The sequence below is a fragment of the Enterobacter sp. HMSC16D10 genome, assembly GCF_001807145.1.
GTDB classification, from domain to species: domain Bacteria; phylum Pseudomonadota; class Gammaproteobacteria; order Enterobacterales; family Enterobacteriaceae; genus Enterobacter; species Enterobacter roggenkampii.
This window is the reverse complement of record NZ_KV787853.1, coordinates 1-14,374: the sequence shown is the minus strand read 5'-3', so window position 1 is coordinate 14,374 and position 14,374 is coordinate 1. Positions and strand designations below refer to the sequence as shown.

General features: G+C 52.7%; 17 protein-coding genes and 1 pseudogene. 13 read left to right on the top strand and 5 right to left on the bottom strand.

The annotated features are described in order from the left end of the window. The 13 genes from HMPREF3143_RS07050 to arsC form a co-directional block, all read left to right on the top strand. A partial coding sequence (locus HMPREF3143_RS07050; protein WP_175441111.1) for a hypothetical protein occupies positions 1–270 on the top strand: 270 nt, incomplete at its 5' end. 43 nt (positions 271–313) lie between these two features. Further along, positions 314–679 (top strand): hypothetical protein, encoded by a 366-nt coding sequence (locus HMPREF3143_RS07045; protein WP_013087155.1) that lies wholly within the window; start codon positions 314–316, stop codon positions 677–679. A 188-nt stretch (positions 680–867) separates the two neighbouring features. Next, positions 868–2,760, top strand: a complete 1,893-nt coding sequence (locus tag HMPREF3143_RS07040) for a ParB N-terminal domain-containing protein (RefSeq protein WP_231941037.1) — start codon at positions 868–870, stop codon at positions 2,758–2,760. Positions 2,761–2,797: 37 nt separating this feature from the next. Continuing rightward, positions 2,798–3,232, top strand: a complete 435-nt coding sequence (psiB, locus tag HMPREF3143_RS07035; RefSeq protein ID WP_045341775.1) for a conjugation system SOS inhibitor PsiB — start codon at positions 2,798–2,800, stop codon at positions 3,230–3,232. Next, positions 3,229–3,960 carry a plasmid SOS inhibition protein A gene (locus HMPREF3143_RS07030; RefSeq protein ID WP_013087158.1) on the top strand — a complete coding sequence of 244 codons (732 nt, stop codon included), beginning with the start codon at positions 3,229–3,231 and terminating at the stop codon, positions 3,958–3,960. Before psiB ends, HMPREF3143_RS07030 begins: the two co-directional genes overlap by 4 nt. Next, on the top strand, positions 3,957–4,187 hold the full coding sequence (locus HMPREF3143_RS07025; RefSeq protein WP_013087159.1) for a hypothetical protein: 231 nt from the start codon (positions 3,957–3,959) through the stop codon (positions 4,185–4,187). Before HMPREF3143_RS07030 ends, HMPREF3143_RS07025 begins: the two co-directional genes overlap by 4 nt. Beyond that, positions 4,184–4,408, top strand: coding sequence for a hypothetical protein (locus HMPREF3143_RS07020; RefSeq protein WP_013087160.1), 225 nt, complete (start codon positions 4,184–4,186; stop codon positions 4,406–4,408). The genes HMPREF3143_RS07025 and HMPREF3143_RS07020 overlap by 4 nt, the downstream gene beginning before the upstream one ends. Before the next feature lie 221 nt (positions 4,409–4,629). After that, positions 4,630–5,999 (top strand): IS3 family transposase gene (locus HMPREF3143_RS24655; protein ID WP_087654045.1). Its coding sequence is split into 2 segments (ribosomal slippage): positions 4,630–5,119 and positions 5,119–5,999, totalling 1,371 coding nucleotides; the frame shifts between segments, so codons are not numbered across the junction. 216 nt (positions 6,000–6,215) lie between these two features. Then, entirely contained in the window at positions 6,216–6,569 is a 354-nt protein-coding gene (gene arsR, locus HMPREF3143_RS07000; protein ID WP_302622596.1) for an As(III)-sensing metalloregulatory transcriptional repressor ArsR, read from the top strand. Positions 6,570–6,616: 47 nt separating this feature from the next. Beyond that, positions 6,617–6,979: an arsenite efflux transporter metallochaperone ArsD gene (gene arsD, locus HMPREF3143_RS06995; RefSeq protein WP_012540111.1), complete on the top strand. Its 363-nt coding sequence runs from the start codon at positions 6,617–6,619 to the stop codon at positions 6,977–6,979. Positions 6,980–6,996: 17 nt separating this feature from the next. Beyond that, positions 6,997–8,748, top strand: coding sequence for an arsenite efflux transporter ATPase subunit ArsA (gene arsA / locus HMPREF3143_RS06990; RefSeq protein ID WP_013087164.1), 1,752 nt, complete (start codon positions 6,997–6,999; stop codon positions 8,746–8,748). Between the two features lie 47 nt (positions 8,749–8,795). Beyond that, positions 8,796–10,085, top strand: a complete 1,290-nt coding sequence (gene arsB, locus HMPREF3143_RS06985; protein WP_012540054.1) for an arsenite efflux transporter membrane subunit ArsB — start codon at positions 8,796–8,798, stop codon at positions 10,083–10,085. Positions 10,086–10,097: 12 nt separating this feature from the next. Next, on the top strand, positions 10,098–10,523 hold the full coding sequence (gene arsC, locus HMPREF3143_RS06980; RefSeq protein ID WP_013087165.1) for a glutaredoxin-dependent arsenate reductase: 426 nt from the start codon (positions 10,098–10,100) through the stop codon (positions 10,521–10,523). Positions 10,524–10,557: 34 nt separating this feature from the next. Here arsC and HMPREF3143_RS06975 read toward each other — a convergent pair whose 3' ends face one another. The 5 genes and pseudogenes from HMPREF3143_RS06975 to HMPREF3143_RS06955 form a co-directional block, all read right to left on the bottom strand. Further along, on the bottom strand, positions 10,558–11,094 hold the full coding sequence (locus HMPREF3143_RS06975; RefSeq protein ID WP_013087166.1) for a GNAT family N-acetyltransferase: 537 nt from the start codon (positions 11,092–11,094) through the stop codon (positions 10,558–10,560). Between the two features lie 124 nt (positions 11,095–11,218). After that, positions 11,219–12,976, bottom strand: coding sequence for an arsenical pump-driving ATPase (gene arsA / locus HMPREF3143_RS06970; protein WP_070532405.1), 1,758 nt, complete (start codon positions 12,974–12,976; stop codon positions 11,219–11,221). 20 nt (positions 12,977–12,996) lie between these two features. Next, positions 12,997–13,359: an arsenic metallochaperone ArsD family protein gene (locus tag HMPREF3143_RS06965; protein ID WP_013087168.1), complete on the bottom strand. Its 363-nt coding sequence runs from the start codon at positions 13,357–13,359 to the stop codon at positions 12,997–12,999. Between the two features lie 75 nt (positions 13,360–13,434). Further along, entirely contained in the window at positions 13,435–13,980 is a 546-nt protein-coding gene (locus tag HMPREF3143_RS06960) for a sigma-70 family RNA polymerase sigma factor (RefSeq protein ID WP_013087169.1), read from the bottom strand. 8 nt (positions 13,981–13,988) lie between these two features. Next, positions 13,989–14,374, bottom strand: a pseudogene (locus HMPREF3143_RS06955) (NAD(P)H-dependent oxidoreductase); the annotation flags it as partial.

Sequence of the window (14,374 nt, the reverse complement as noted above, 5' to 3'; positions counted from 1 at the left end):
CACACACGAAACGTCAACGTCAAAACCGCCGCTCCCGAATCTTCCAGGAAGATGGGGGAAGAACAAAACCCTGTTTCTGTCGCACGGGAGTGGGTGGCTCAGGCCACTTCGCTGAAAGCGGGTGTCACCGTCACCCTGTCCGATGTGTCCCGATACGGAGACGTTCAGGTGGAGATCCGCACCAACGGAACGCTTAACTGGCGCGACTGGTCGTTTGAACCGGATTTTCTTTTTGAACTGAAACGCAACCTGCAATACGTGCAGCTTTAACCGGAGGCCGGATGTCCGGCCTTAACCCAGAGAAGGAGGAAACATGCAGAACCTTAACACCCGTCCGGCGACCCGTAAGGTCGGGCAGAGCACTGAAATCGTGAAGCTGCTGCGCATTCAGGCCAGCGACACCCACGTGGTCGAGTTTGACAACGTGGACACCCGATTTAACGACTGCAACAACTGGCAAGTGATGGCAGGAGGCAAACGAGTCCTGTTCAGCAACCGCATGTATGAGCGTTTTTCAGATGTGAAATCGGGGATCGTGGCAACGATCAACGTGTGTGAAAACAGCGGCAGCGTAACGGATAACGCGATGCTGGAAGGGGCAAAAGTCATGATGCAGGTTCTTGATGGCTATCCGTCCTTTGCAGCACTGGCAGCACACCCGAAACGCATTACCGGTTAACCGAGTGCCGTGACCGGAGGGCAATCCGGCCACGGCTAACCACAACTATCACTGAGAGGTAAAAATCATGGTCGCCACCAATACTACGGCAAAAAAACCCAGCCAGGACCACCCGTCAGACAAAATCTGCGGAAAAAATCGCGCAGTCTACCGAGCAGAAGCTCGTCCAGCTGCTCGCTGATACGCCCGTGCAAATCTTCCCGTACTCCCGCCTGTCACACACTGACTTAAACACGCGCATCATTCCGCATACCGATCAGGAAGTGGAAGAGATGGCAGACAGCATTCAGGCAATGGGCATCCTCCAGAACCTGATCGGTGCAGAACTGCCGGACGGTACGATCGGCATTGTCGGCGGGGAAGGTCGTCGCAGAGGCACAGGCATTCTGGTGATGCGCGGTGTGCTCGATGCAGACACGCCGTTTGTTCCGGTGAAAGTCCTGCCCGTTGAGATGGCTGTGGCGGCCTCGATGATCGAGAACGGTCGACGTAAAAACATGCATCCCGCCGAGCAGATTATCGGTTTTCGTACCCTTCAGCAGGAAGGTAAAACGGCCTCTCAGATCGGCGCACTGATGGGCTATCACCCGCGCCACGTTCAGCGCTGCCTGAAGCTGGCGAATCTTGCCCCCTCCCTGCTGGATGCGCTGGCGCGGGATGAAATCTCCCTTGAACAGTGTGAAGTCCTGACACTTGCTGATACCCATGAGCGTCAGGAGCAGGTCTGGAAAGAGGCTGTTGAACAGTGGCGCGATCCTGCCGTACAGACTCTGCGCAAAATGGTGACCGACGACAAGATGGCCATCAGTCACCCGATGTTTGAGTATGTGGGTGAGGAAGCCTATACCGCCGCTGGCGGTACGCTGACCGCCGACCTGTTCAGCGACAAGGACAGCACCTTTGCCGATGCGGCGCTGGTTAAATCTCTGCTGGCTGGCAAGCTCACCGTGCTCGCCGCTCGCGTTAAGCAGGAGCAGGGCTGGGGCTGGGCTGAGTTCCGTATGACGGAACTGCGTGCCAGCGGTGAGGACGGTGAACAGTACCGTTTTGCGATGCCGAAAGCTGTCCTGACGGAAGAAGAACAGAAGCGCGTCAGTGAGCTGGAAGAACAAATGGAAGCCACTGAAAGCTACGATGACGAATACGAGCTTCAGCAGGATATCGATGACATTTACTGCGAGGCGCAGTACCGCGAAGCCACGCCGGAATTTCGCGCCGCGCACGGAATCTGGGTGTCATGGGACGGTAGCAATTTTCAGGTTCAGCCTGGTATCCGCAAGCTGACCGACGAAGACCGGGTAGCTGAAGAACAGGCGCGTCAGGAACGTGAAAGCAATGTGATCAGACACACCACGCCTGAAATTCCCGCCGACGCTTATCCGGCAACGCTGGTAAAAGCTATGTCAGCCGAACGGACTCTCGCCGTTCAGGCCGAACTGGCGGGTCGTCCCGACGTATCGGTGGCGCTCCTGACGTGGACACTGTGCCTCAGTATGTTTGATCGCAGCTACGGTAAACGCAGCGAACCGCTGAAAGCCTCCGTGTCCTCGAATCAGTATCACCTTGCATCACTGGCTCCATCCGGTGAAGAAGGGAAGGCGCTGACGGCGCTCAAAGCGCAGAAAGAGGCGCTTCAGGCAACGCTGCCCGAAAACTGGCATCTCGATTTCACCTGGCTGCTTTCATGGTCAGCGGAGCAGGTGAACACCCTGCTGGGATTCTGTGCAGCGCACGGTATCAACGGTATTCAGGAACGTATGTACAACCATACGCAGAAAAGCGAACTGGACGGGCTGGAAGCGGCGCTGGACTTTGACCTGCGCAAATGGTGGCAGCCGGATGCTGAGAGCTACTTCGGCAAGCTCACCATCCCCCAGATTGGCAAAGCCTACGAAGAAGCCGGACTCAGTGCCCGCGCTGGAGAGATTGTGAAGCTCAAGCGCCGCGATGCGGCGAAGGCCGCCGAGCAGGATCTGAATGCTCAGGGCTGGCTGCCTGACTGGATGGTGCGCACATCACCAGCCGCTGAGGCTGAAGAAGCCACCGAAACCGACGCTCACACCACTGACCACGCTGCTTAATACCGGAGGCCGCCGCCTTCGGGCGGCGGGAACAGACATGACTATGCAATATGACCTGAACCAAATCAACAAACTGACCGCCTCCGACCTGGAGTTTATCCGTCAGCAGGGCGAGGACGCGCGCCGCGCTCTCAGCGATACCGTGACCGGCCTCCTGTCCACACCAGAAGGATGGCGCGTCTGCGCCGAATACCGCAGCGAGTTCGGCGGCTTCTTCCCCGTCCAGTGCCGCTTCAGCGCGGACGGCAGTGATGACTGGCATCTGTGCGTGTGCAGCCCCGGCGAAGTCTCACCGTACTGGCTTCTGGTGCTGCTCTCCTCCGGCGGGGAAGTGGTGTGTACCCTTTACCAGAGCGACACGCTCCAGCCTGACCGGATAAACCCGCTGATCGCGCAGCTGGCAGGTATGCGCCGCTTTAACTGCACTGCCCGCACCGTGGTGAACCTGATGAGCGGAGAGGTGACAGCATGATCCCGTCCTCACACGCGCTCGTTTCCCTGAAGCCAGCCCGTCAGGCTGCAATACAGGCTATCAGCCATGTTGAGTCTGCCCGCGAACGCGGCGCACGACTGCCCGCCATGCCGTATGTGCGTACCTTTCTGCGTCTTCTCACGGGCAGCGGACGTCTCAACGCCACGGTGGCCAATAAAATACCTGGTCTGCACTGGGTGCCAAATAACCGTCATTCGAACCTGAAACAGGTCGAGGAGGCGCTTAACACGATGATCGCCACCAGTGGCGAAGCCTGCCCGCTGCCGCTCACAATTGACGTACAGGCCGAACTGTTTCCTGAGGTCATGCACACCCGCACGGGTCGACGACTGCACAGGTCCGGCATTAAGACCACGCGTCAGATGCGCCGCCAGTCTCGTGAGTACGAACAGCGCTGGAAACTGCGCCAGAACCTGCTGGAGCAGGCGAAAATCGACCTGAATTTTCAGTCACCGGAAACCGTCTGCACCTGGTACACCCGGTGGAGCGACGAGTTTGACGCGGCAGAGCTTGCCGGACCGTTCTGGCGCTGGCAGTCGCGGTTCACGTCGCTGAAGGAACTTGACTGGCTTCGCATCAGCGGTGAGCCACTGTATGCAGTGATGTACGAAATCCCGTTTATCGTGCGGGAGACTCCGGAATCTGTCCGTACTGCTGAGCGCTGGCAGGTACCGAACAAGTTGCGGTACCTGCAGGGGGCAGAATGAGAAATAACCCCTGCAAGACGGAGCTGAAAGTCGCCCGCAGCCAGCGTAACAAGCTCCGTACCATGTCGGCAAAGCTGAAAGAGATGAGCTGCGAGTGGGACGGACTCAGTGGCTGGCTGGAAACCGAAAGCGAGCAGCTGGCTGAGAGTATAGACAGGCATCTTGAGGCGCTCGAAGACCAGATCCGCGAGTGGTCAGAAGGTACGGATAACCGGGAGGGATATTGAGCATTATCAGCCGAAGGTTCGACAAAAAAGAAACGGGTACCGTGTTCCGGCATGCTGAAAGCGGGAAGATCCTGTACCGTCTTGATGCCCGGCTGGAGCGGGATGACTGGGAAACAGTGCAGTCGATGATCAGCCTTGTCTATAACGCCGGCGTGGCCGCCGGAAGCGAACAGCGAGCCGCTGAAATTCGTGAGGCTCTGGGATATTCGGGAACTGGATGACGCTGAAAAACGTTGAGGATTTATACAGTTTTCAGCCTGTTATTCCTGGGCAGATGATCGACAACGGGATATAATGGCGATGGCGCTTGAGGCTTTTTGCCTCATGACGTGAAGGTGGTTTGTTGCCGTGTTGTGTGGCAGAAAGCAGAAAGCCCCGTAGTTAATTTTCATTAACCCATGCACTGCACCCATTTAGTTGGACTCTCAAATTGGAGAGTCCCATGTCCAGACGTAAGTACACCTTTCAACAGCGCCTCGAAGTGGTTATGCACTATTTCGCTACCGATGAAGGCTATCGTTTAACTTCAGCTCGCTTTAACGTTCCCAGAACCCAGGTAAGAATATGGGTTGCAGCCTATGATGCTTATGGAGAAGAAGGTCTGAAGCCCAGGGATAAGGGCGTATCAATCGCTCCCGATATCAGAGTCGAAGCCGTAAAGGCTGTACTGACGGGGCAGATTTCCCAGACGCAGGCTGCAGCGAAATTTAACGTCGCGGGTTCGGCCTCTGTTGGGAAGTGGATGAAGGTCTTCAGCGAACATGGAGAGGAAGGGCTTCGTTCTCTCCGTATTGGCAAAAAAAGGGCACTTCATATGATTGATGATCCTGTTGCGCTTGAGGCAGCACTGGAGCGTTCGAAAGATAAACGTATTCAGGAACTTGAACAAAAAGTCCGCCGCCTGGAATTACGGATACTTTATTTAAAAAAGTTGAAAGCCTTAGTTCGATAAGGGATAAGGTCAGAATTATCGACGAACTGAGGCAGCACTATTCGTTCGAGCAGCTTTTGCAGATAGCTCAGATACCCAGGAGTACGTTTTACTATCACCTGAAAGCACTCCGCTCTCCGGGAAAATACGATGAAGTGAAATGCAGAATCAAAGAGATCTATGATGAGAACCAGGGCCGCTATGGTTATCGGCGGATAGCACTGGCGCTCAGAAGAGAGGGAGGAGCGTTGAACCACAAAGTGGTTCAACGTCTGATGAATGTGCTTCGTCTCAAAGCTGCGATAAGAGTTAAGCGTTACAGTTCATGGCGGGGTGAACATGGGCGCGCTGCTGACAATATCCTGCAACGAAACTTCAAAGCCAGCCGGCCCAATGAAAAATGGGTCACCGATGTCACTGAATTCGCTGTAAATGGCCGGAAACTCTATCTTTCTCCCATCATCGACCTCTTCAATAACGAAGTTATTTCCTACAGTATTTCAGAACGCCCAACCATGCCGATGATTGATGAGATGTTGATTAAGGCATTTGCCAGAATGGATCCAAACAGCAAGCCAGTTCTTCATTCAGATCAGGGCTGGCAGTACCGTCATCGATGGTACCAGTATCAGCTCCGCGATTTTGGCGTCACGCAAAGTATGTCCCGCAAAGGTAACTGCCTGGATAACGCCTGTGCAGAATGCTTTTTCGGGACTTTAAAATCAGAATGCTTTTACCTCGGTAAATTTAAGGATATAGATGAACTTAAGGATGCTATTGAGGATTACATTCGGTACTACAACACCCGGCGAATCAGCCTTAAATTTAACGGTCTCAGCCCAGTTGAATACCGTCTGAAATTCCATCCATTGCGCATTTAATCAGCCGATTTTTAGTTGATGCAGCTTTAAAGAAAGCGTTTAAATATGAGTGATTTGTATGCTCTGAGTTCTTGCGTTTAAGGCTAATTGAGTTAAAGAAAGCGTCTGGTATTCGTGACCATTGCGTCACCGGCCATCAATACATCTGATTTTCCACATGTGTTATTGATTTTAAATTCCCAGAGCGTATCATTTGTTACCAAATGAGAAGGAGTACTGATGAAACTAACTACCCTACAACTCTTCAAATACCTCTCCGATGAAACCCGTTTGGGTATCATGTTGCTGCTCAGGGAGATGGGGGAGCTGTGCGTGTGTGATCTCTGCACTGCATTGGAACAGTCTCAGCCCAAGATCTCCCGCCATCTGGCAATGCTCCGGGAAAGTGGACTATTGCTGGATCGCAAACAGGGCAAGTGGGTTCATTACCGCCTTTCTCCGCAAATTCCTTCCTGGGCTGCTCAAGTAATTGAGCTGGCCTGGTTAAGCCAACAGGACGACGTGCAAGCCATCGCCCGTAAGCTGGCATCAGCAAACTGCTCTGGCAGCGGTAAGGCTGTTTGTATCTAAAAAATTTGCCTTAATATATGTGATTTTTCGAATGTGAGGTATTCAGAATGAAAACGTTAACGGTGTTTGACCCGGCAATGTGCTGCAGTACCGGCGTATGTGGCTCAGATGTCGATCAGGTTCTGGTTGATTTTTCTGCTGATGTGCAGTGGCTGAAAGGACGTGGCGTACAGGTTGAACGTTACAACCTGGCGCAGCAGCCCATGAGTTTTGTTCAGAATGAGAAAGCGAAAGCATTCCTCGAAGCATCTGGTGCAGAAGGGCTTCCGTTACTGCTGTTGGACGGTGAAACGGTGATGGCAGGGCGATACCCAAAACGCGCCGAGCTGGCTCGCTGGTTCGGTATTCCGCTGGAGAAGGTAGGGCTAGCTCCCATCAGTTGCTGTGGTGGTAATACTTCCTGTTGCTGAGTATGTCAGGAGGACATATGAAATTCTTACAGAATATCCCGCCTTACCTGTTTTTTACTGGCAAGGGAGGTGTAGGAAAAACTTCCATTTCCTGCGCGACGGCTATTCGCCTTGCCGAACAGGGTAAGCGGGTTTTGCTTGTCAGTACCGACCCAGCCTCCAATGTCGGTCAGGTATTCGATCAGGCTATCGGTAACACGATTCGCCCTGTGACAGCAGTTCATGGACTTTCCGCACTGGAGATTGATCCGCAGGACGCCGCCCAGCAATACCGCGCCAGAATCGTTGACCCTATTAAAGGTCTTTTGCCTGATGACGTTGTTAACAGCATCAGTGAACAGCTTTCAGGAGCCTGTACCACTGAGATTGCGGCGTTTGATGAGTTCACCGGCTTATTGACAGACGCTTCTCTGCTGACCCGCTTCGATCACATCATTTTTGATACTGCCCCAACGGGCCACACTATTCGCCTTCTTCAGCTTCCCGGAGCCTGGAGCAGCTTCATCGAAAGTAACCCGGATGGTGCTTCCTGTCTTGGCCCAATGGCCGGGCTGGAAAAGCAACGCGAGCAATATGCTCATGCAGTTGAGGCATTATCCGATCCTGAACGTACTCGCCTGGTGCTGGTCGCGCGATTGCAAAAATCCACATTGCAGGAAGTTGCCCGCACTCATGAAGAACTGTCAGCCATTGGCCTTAAAAATCAGTATCTCGTCATTAATCGTGTGCTGCCTAAAGCCGAAGCTGAACATGACGCCCTGGCCGCTGCGATATGGCAACGAGAGCAGGAGGCGCTGGCAAATCTTCCTTCCGGGTTATCTGAGTTGCCGACAGATACCCTATTACTACAGCCAGTCAATATGGTTGGTGTTTCAGCATTGAAGGGACTGCTGGATACCCGTTCTGAGACATTACCACTCCCGGTAACGAACATCCTGTACACGCCTGAAAACTTATCACTCTCTGGCCTGGTCGATGATATCGCTCGCAGTGAACACGGCCTGATTATGCTGATGGGAAAAGGTGGTGTAGGGAAAACCACGATGGCTGCGGCTATAGCCGTCAGGCTGGCAGACATGGGATTTGACGTGCATCTTACGACCTCTGATCCTGCTGCGCACCTGAGTACAACGCTGAACGGCAGCCTCAAAAACCTGCAGGTCAGCCGCATCAACCCTCACGATGAAACCGAACGCTATCGCCAGCATGTTCTTGAGACGAAGGGAAGAGATCTGGACGAAGCAGGGAAACGGCTACTGGAAGAGGATTTACGCTCTCCCTGTACTGAAGAAATAGCCGTGTTTCAGGCCTTTTCCAGGGTGATTCGTGAAGCGGGTAAACGGTTTGTGGTCATGGATACTGCCCCTACGGGACATACGCTGTTGCTGCTGGATGCGACCGGGGCTTACCACCGAGAGATTGCCAAAAAAATGGGGAGTAAAGGTCATTTTACTACCCCAATGATGCAGCTTCAGGATCCGGATAGAACCAAAGTTCTGCTGGTTACGCTTCCTGAAACCACACCGGTGCTGGAAGCGGCAAACCTGCAGGCTGACCTTGAAAGAGCGGGGATTCATCCGTGGGGCTGGATTATCAATAACAGCCTTTCCATTGCGGATACGCGTTCTCCGTTGCTTTGCCAGCGTGCTCGTCAGGAACAGCCTCAGATTGAGGCTGTTAAGAATCAGTACGCTAACCGTATAGCGCTTGTTCCGGTGCTGACGTCAGAGCCAGCTGGTATTGAAAAGCTCAGAGAGTTGATGAGTTAATTTTTTTGCATATACAGGGCGGCAAAGTCGCCCTGTCAGGAGGTTTTATGTTACTGGCAGGCGCTATTTTTGTCCTGACCATTGTTTTGGTTATCTGGCAACCAAAGGGATTAGGGATCGGCTGGAGTGCAATGCTGGGCGCGGGACTGGCTCTGATATCTGGCGTTGTGCATGTGGGGGATATTCCGGTGGTGTGGAATATCGTCTGGAACGCTACGGCGACCTTTATTGCCGTAATTATTATCAGCCTGCTGCTTGATGAATCCGGCTTTTTCGAATGGGCAGCGCTGCACGTTTCCCGATGGGGTAACGGTCGTGGACGTTTGCTCTTTACGTATATCGTTCTGCTCGGTGCGGCGGTGGCGGCACTGTTTGCCAACGATGGTGCGGCACTTATTCTGACGCCGATAGTCATCGCCATGCTGCTGGCATTAGGGTTCAGCAAAGGTACGACACTGGCATTTGTCATGGCAGCCGGTTTTATTGCCGATACGGCCAGCCTGCCGCTTATCGTGTCGAACCTGGTGAATATAGTCTCGGCGGACTTTTTTGGTCTGGGATTCACCGAATATGCGTCGGTGATGGTTCCGGTTGATATTGCCGCTATTATCGCCACGCTGGCGATGCTGCATCTGTTCTTCCGCAAGGATATTCCACCGACTTACGACCTGGCGCTCCTGAAAGCTCCGACAAAAGCAATAAAAGATCCTGCTACGTTCCGCACCGGCTGGATAGTTTTGATTCTTCTGTTGGTAGGTTTTTTCGTCCTCGAGCCGCTCGGGATTCCCGTTAGTGCGATTGCGGCTGTTGGTGCTGTGATCCTGTTTGCGGTAGCTAAACGAGGCCATGCCATTAACACCGGCAAAGTGCTGCGTGGCGCACCCTGGCAAATCGTCATCTTCTCATTGGGGATGTACCTGGTGGTCTACGGTCTGCGCAACGCCGGGCTAACCGAATACCTTTCAGGAGTGCTGAACGTACTGGCGGATAAAGGACTCTGGGCTGCGACGCTGGGTACTGGCTTCCTGACGGCTTTCCTGTCTTCCATCATGAACAACATGCCTACCGTGCTGGTTGGCGCTCTTTCTATCGATGGAAGCACTGCAACTGGCGTTATTAAAGAGGCGATGATCTACGCCAACGTGATTGGCTGCGATCTGGGCCCGAAAATTACACCTATAGGTAGCCTGGCAACGCTGCTCTGGCTGCATGTCCTTTCACAGAAGAATATGACCATCACCTGGGGATACTATTTCCGCACCGGGATCGTCATGACTCTGCCTGTGCTGTTTGTAACGCTGGCAGCGCTGGCGTTACGTCTCTCTTTCACTTTGTAATGAGATACTGATATGAGCAACATCACCATTTATCACAACCCGGCCTGCGGCACGTCGCGTAATACGCTGGAGATGATCCGCAACAGTGGTAATGAACCGACCGTTATTCATTACCTTGAAAATCCACCTTCACGCGATGAGCTGGTCAAACTCATTGCAGATATGGGCATTTCAGTCCGGGCTTTGCTGCGCAAAAACGTCGAGCCTTATGAAGAACTGGGGCTTGCTGAAGATAAGTTTACTGACGGTGAGTTAATCGATTTTATGCTTCAGTATCCGATCCTGATTAACCGTCCGATTGTGGTGACACCGCTGGGAACGCGCCTTTGCCGCCCTTCCGAAGTGGTGCTGGATATTCTTCCGGATGCGCAAAAAGGCGCATTTGCTAAGGAAGACGGCGAGAAAGTCGTTGATGAAACAGGTAAGCGATTGAAATAAAGATAAAGGGGGCAGACGCCCCCTTATTCCTGCCTCAGAGCATAAGATCTGAATCTTCTGGCAGAGTACGATTCCCTTCACCAAGTTTCATTTGCAGCAAAACCGTGTCAAGCCAGCGGCCATGTTTGAAACCAATGTCTTTTAATGTGCCTATTTCAGTAAATCCTGTGCGGATATGAAGCGCAACAGAAGCGACGTTAGCGCTGTCACCTACGACAGCAATCATCTGACGATATCCCTGGGACTCGGCCCATTTTAATGCATGATTGAGCAGTGCTTTTCCGACGCCCTGGCGCTGATAAGTCGGATCAATATATATCGAATTTTCAACTGTAAACCGATAGGCATGGCGTTCGCGGTAACGGGAAATATAACAGTAGCCGATGACCGTATCGCCATGCAGAGCGACATACCAAGGAAATCCCCGAGACTGAATGCTCCTCAGTCGGTTAAGCATTTCCTGCGTATCCGGAGGTTCGGTTTCGAAGCTACCTGTACCATGCAGAACATGGTGAGCATAGATATTGCGTATCGCGGTAATGTGCTGTTCTTCAGCATTAATAATGTGCATCGTGTTACTCCAGTAATGATGCTTTACAAGCTACCGGAATTCGCGACAGAAGGTTAAATACTTAAACTTATAGCCTGTATAAGTAAAAGTTTGACTGCAGGAAATGGGGCCGCAGCCCCATCTTTTAGCCTGCCATTTTTGCCAGCAGAGCTGCACCCACTGGTTCTTCATTCTGCAGCGGTGTTAATGCAATACGCTCTGCAAACTGCTCTGTAACGTCATTTATCAGAGGCAGTTCGCGACTGGCTCGGGTTACGAGGAACGGTGAGGACGGTTTCGCAGCAGCCAGACTGCTATTGATTACCCATGCCCATGGTTCAATTTCAGCACGACGCAAATCCTGCTGCAGGTTTGCTGCTTCCAGTACAGGTGTCGTTTCGGCAAGCGTCACGATAATCACCTTCGTCTTCTCCGGGTCCTGCAATAGCATCATTGGTGTCAACAAATTGTCATGCGTTTGCCCCATCTGGCGCACCATTTCCCGGTGATAGGCTCCTGTTGCATCCAGTAGCAGAAGCGTGTGACCTGTTGGGGCTGTATCCATAATGACAAAATGGTCGTCTGCTTCTTTGATGATCCGAGAGAATGCCTGGAAGACGGCGATCTCTTCAGTGCATGGTGAGCGGAGGTCTTCCTCAAGCACCGCCAGCCCTTCTGCATCTAATCCTTTGCCCTGATTTTCCAGGACAAAGCGGCGATAACGTTCTGTCTCTACCTTCGGGTCGATACGGCTGACCTGAAGATTGGGCAGCGAGCCATCCAGTGTGTAAGACAGATGTGCTGCCGGATCGGATGTAGTCGGGTGGACCTTATGACCACGTTTCGCCAGCGATACCGCGACTGACGCTGCAATGGTCGTTTTACCTACACCGCCTTTACCCATCGTCATGACCAGCCCATTGCCAGTTTGGCTCAGTTCATCAACCAGTGAAGACAGTTTCGGTAAATCCAGAACATTCAACGTGGTATCAGGGAGAGCCGGTGCGGCTTTGCTCTGGGTAAATAGCTCCCGCAGGGCTTCCAGGCCGACCAGGTTAAATGGCTTCAGATACAGCTGCGAGCGGGGAAGATTAGCCAGATTATCAGGCATTGCCTGTAATGCTTTTTCTTCCCGAACCAGAATACTTTGCGCCAGTGGGTCATCCTCACCAGCAAACGGCGGCAGCACACCATTGATGGCAAGGTGTTGATGCTGCAAACCAATAGCAGAAAGCTCATCGTGCGTATGAGAAACCTCTTTCAGCGTTGAAGCCTGAGCTCGGGCAACCAGCACTAAGCGTGTGAGAGCTGCGTCGGACAGCGCTTTAACCGCATCGGAGTACTGGTGCTGTTGTTTCTCAAGCCCTACCAGAGGTCCAAGGTTTGCAGCGGCATCAGGGTTCGCTTCGAGATAACCGCTCCAGGCTCCCGGCAATTCAAGCATGCGGATGGTGTGACCGGTTGGCGCGGTATCAAATACGATATGGTCATATTTTTCCCGCAGCTCATGATTGGTCAGCAGACCAGTAAACTCATCAAACGCAGCGATTTCTGTGGTGCATGAGCCGGAGAGCTGCTCTTCAATACTGCTGACCACATCGGCTGGCATCAGCCCGCGAACCGGGTCGAGCACGCGGTCACGATAAGCCTGTGCTGCAGCCATCGGATCAACTTCCATAGCGGCAAGATTTTCTACGGTACTGATATCTGTGATTCGGTGGCCGATAGTCTGGCTAAATACCTGGCCGACATTGGAAGCCGGATCGGTACTCACCAGAAGCGTTCTCTTACCCTGATCGGCCAGCCATACCGCAGTAGCACATGCCAGGGATGTTTTACCCACACCACCTTTGCCAGTGAAGAAGATGAACGGGGGAATGTCTTTTAAAAATGGAATATTCATCAGTAATAGCTCCTCTGGAATTAAGGCATGCGTGGAATGCTGCAGCAGCGTGGTTGCGTGCTGCCTTCACTCCAGTCCTGAGTAAGCGGAATACCTGCCCAACGGGCGATATCTTCACGAGTTGGCAGTTTGCCTGCCATCACTAGCTTGCCGTCGAGCAAGGTGACAGGAAGGGACTCCATCCCTGATGTGTTCAGAAACTCTTTAATGACAGGCGTATTCAGGAACTGTTGCGGGTTCTTTGCAAGGCTGTAGCGCTGAATATCAACGCCATTTTTTTTCGCCCATTCGGCGCTGGCGTTCCATTTGATGGCTTCGTCGCTGACCACAACGCTACTGGTTGCGCAGCAGCCTGCTGCTTCAAAGATCTCAATATTTGACATGGACTGTTTACCTCAGTGTTTAGTCGATTGGCTTTACACTGAGGTAAACGAAGATGGTGGGAAAAAGATGCGCGATTAATTCATTTTTTTGTGGCAGCAGACGGAAGAAGTGTCATCCGCCTCAATTTGGCAAAGTTCTGTCATCGCTTCTTTCAGGTGCTTTCTGGCCCGAAGTAGTCGAGATTTAAACGCCGTAAGCGTGATTCCCAGTTCATCGGCCAGAGACTGCTGGGGACGCCGGTTAAGGTCGGATTCTTCAATCAACCACCGCTCATCCTCAGGTAATGCCTGTAATGTTTCAGGCAGGCAAATACCCAGCGTTGAGATTGCCTCAGGGGATGCGTCAGTTAATGGGGCATCTTCTTCCAGCTCAACGAAATCCCTGGCGGTGCGGTACTCATCAATCAGCAGGTTCCTCGCAGCCCGGTACAGCCAGGCTCGTGGATTCTCCATCTCACAAAAACTGTCTGAATGAGCGCGGGCACGCAGGAATAGCTCTTGCAGAAGATCTGCTGCTTTTTCGCTATCGCCTGTCTTCGATGTCAGAAATCGAGCGAGTTCGGCTTCATGTTGCCGCCAGAACACGCTCATGCAGTTGTTGAATGCCGTTACATCACTCATACCAGCCCTCAAATTTTGCTCTGATTAACTCGCCGGGAAAGTTCTTCTGCCGACTCTTTTCGTTCGCTGTAGCGATTAACGAGATAGGCTGAGTTACCTCGGGTCAGCAGAGTAAATTTCACCAGTTCTTCCATTACATCTACGATGCGGTCGTAATAAGACGACGGTTTCATTCGTTAATCTTCATCAAACTCCTGCCAGGCTTTTGCCACAGAGGACTGATTCGGGATGGTGATCATCCGCATCCATCGGCCAAGAATACGCATCTGGTTTACGGCATTGAAAGACTGAGAGCCACCGCAGACCTGCATAACGGCCAGCGTCTTACCCTGAGAAGGGCGAACAGCGCCTTCCGAAAGTGGTATCCAGTCAATCTGGGCCTTCATGATGCCGG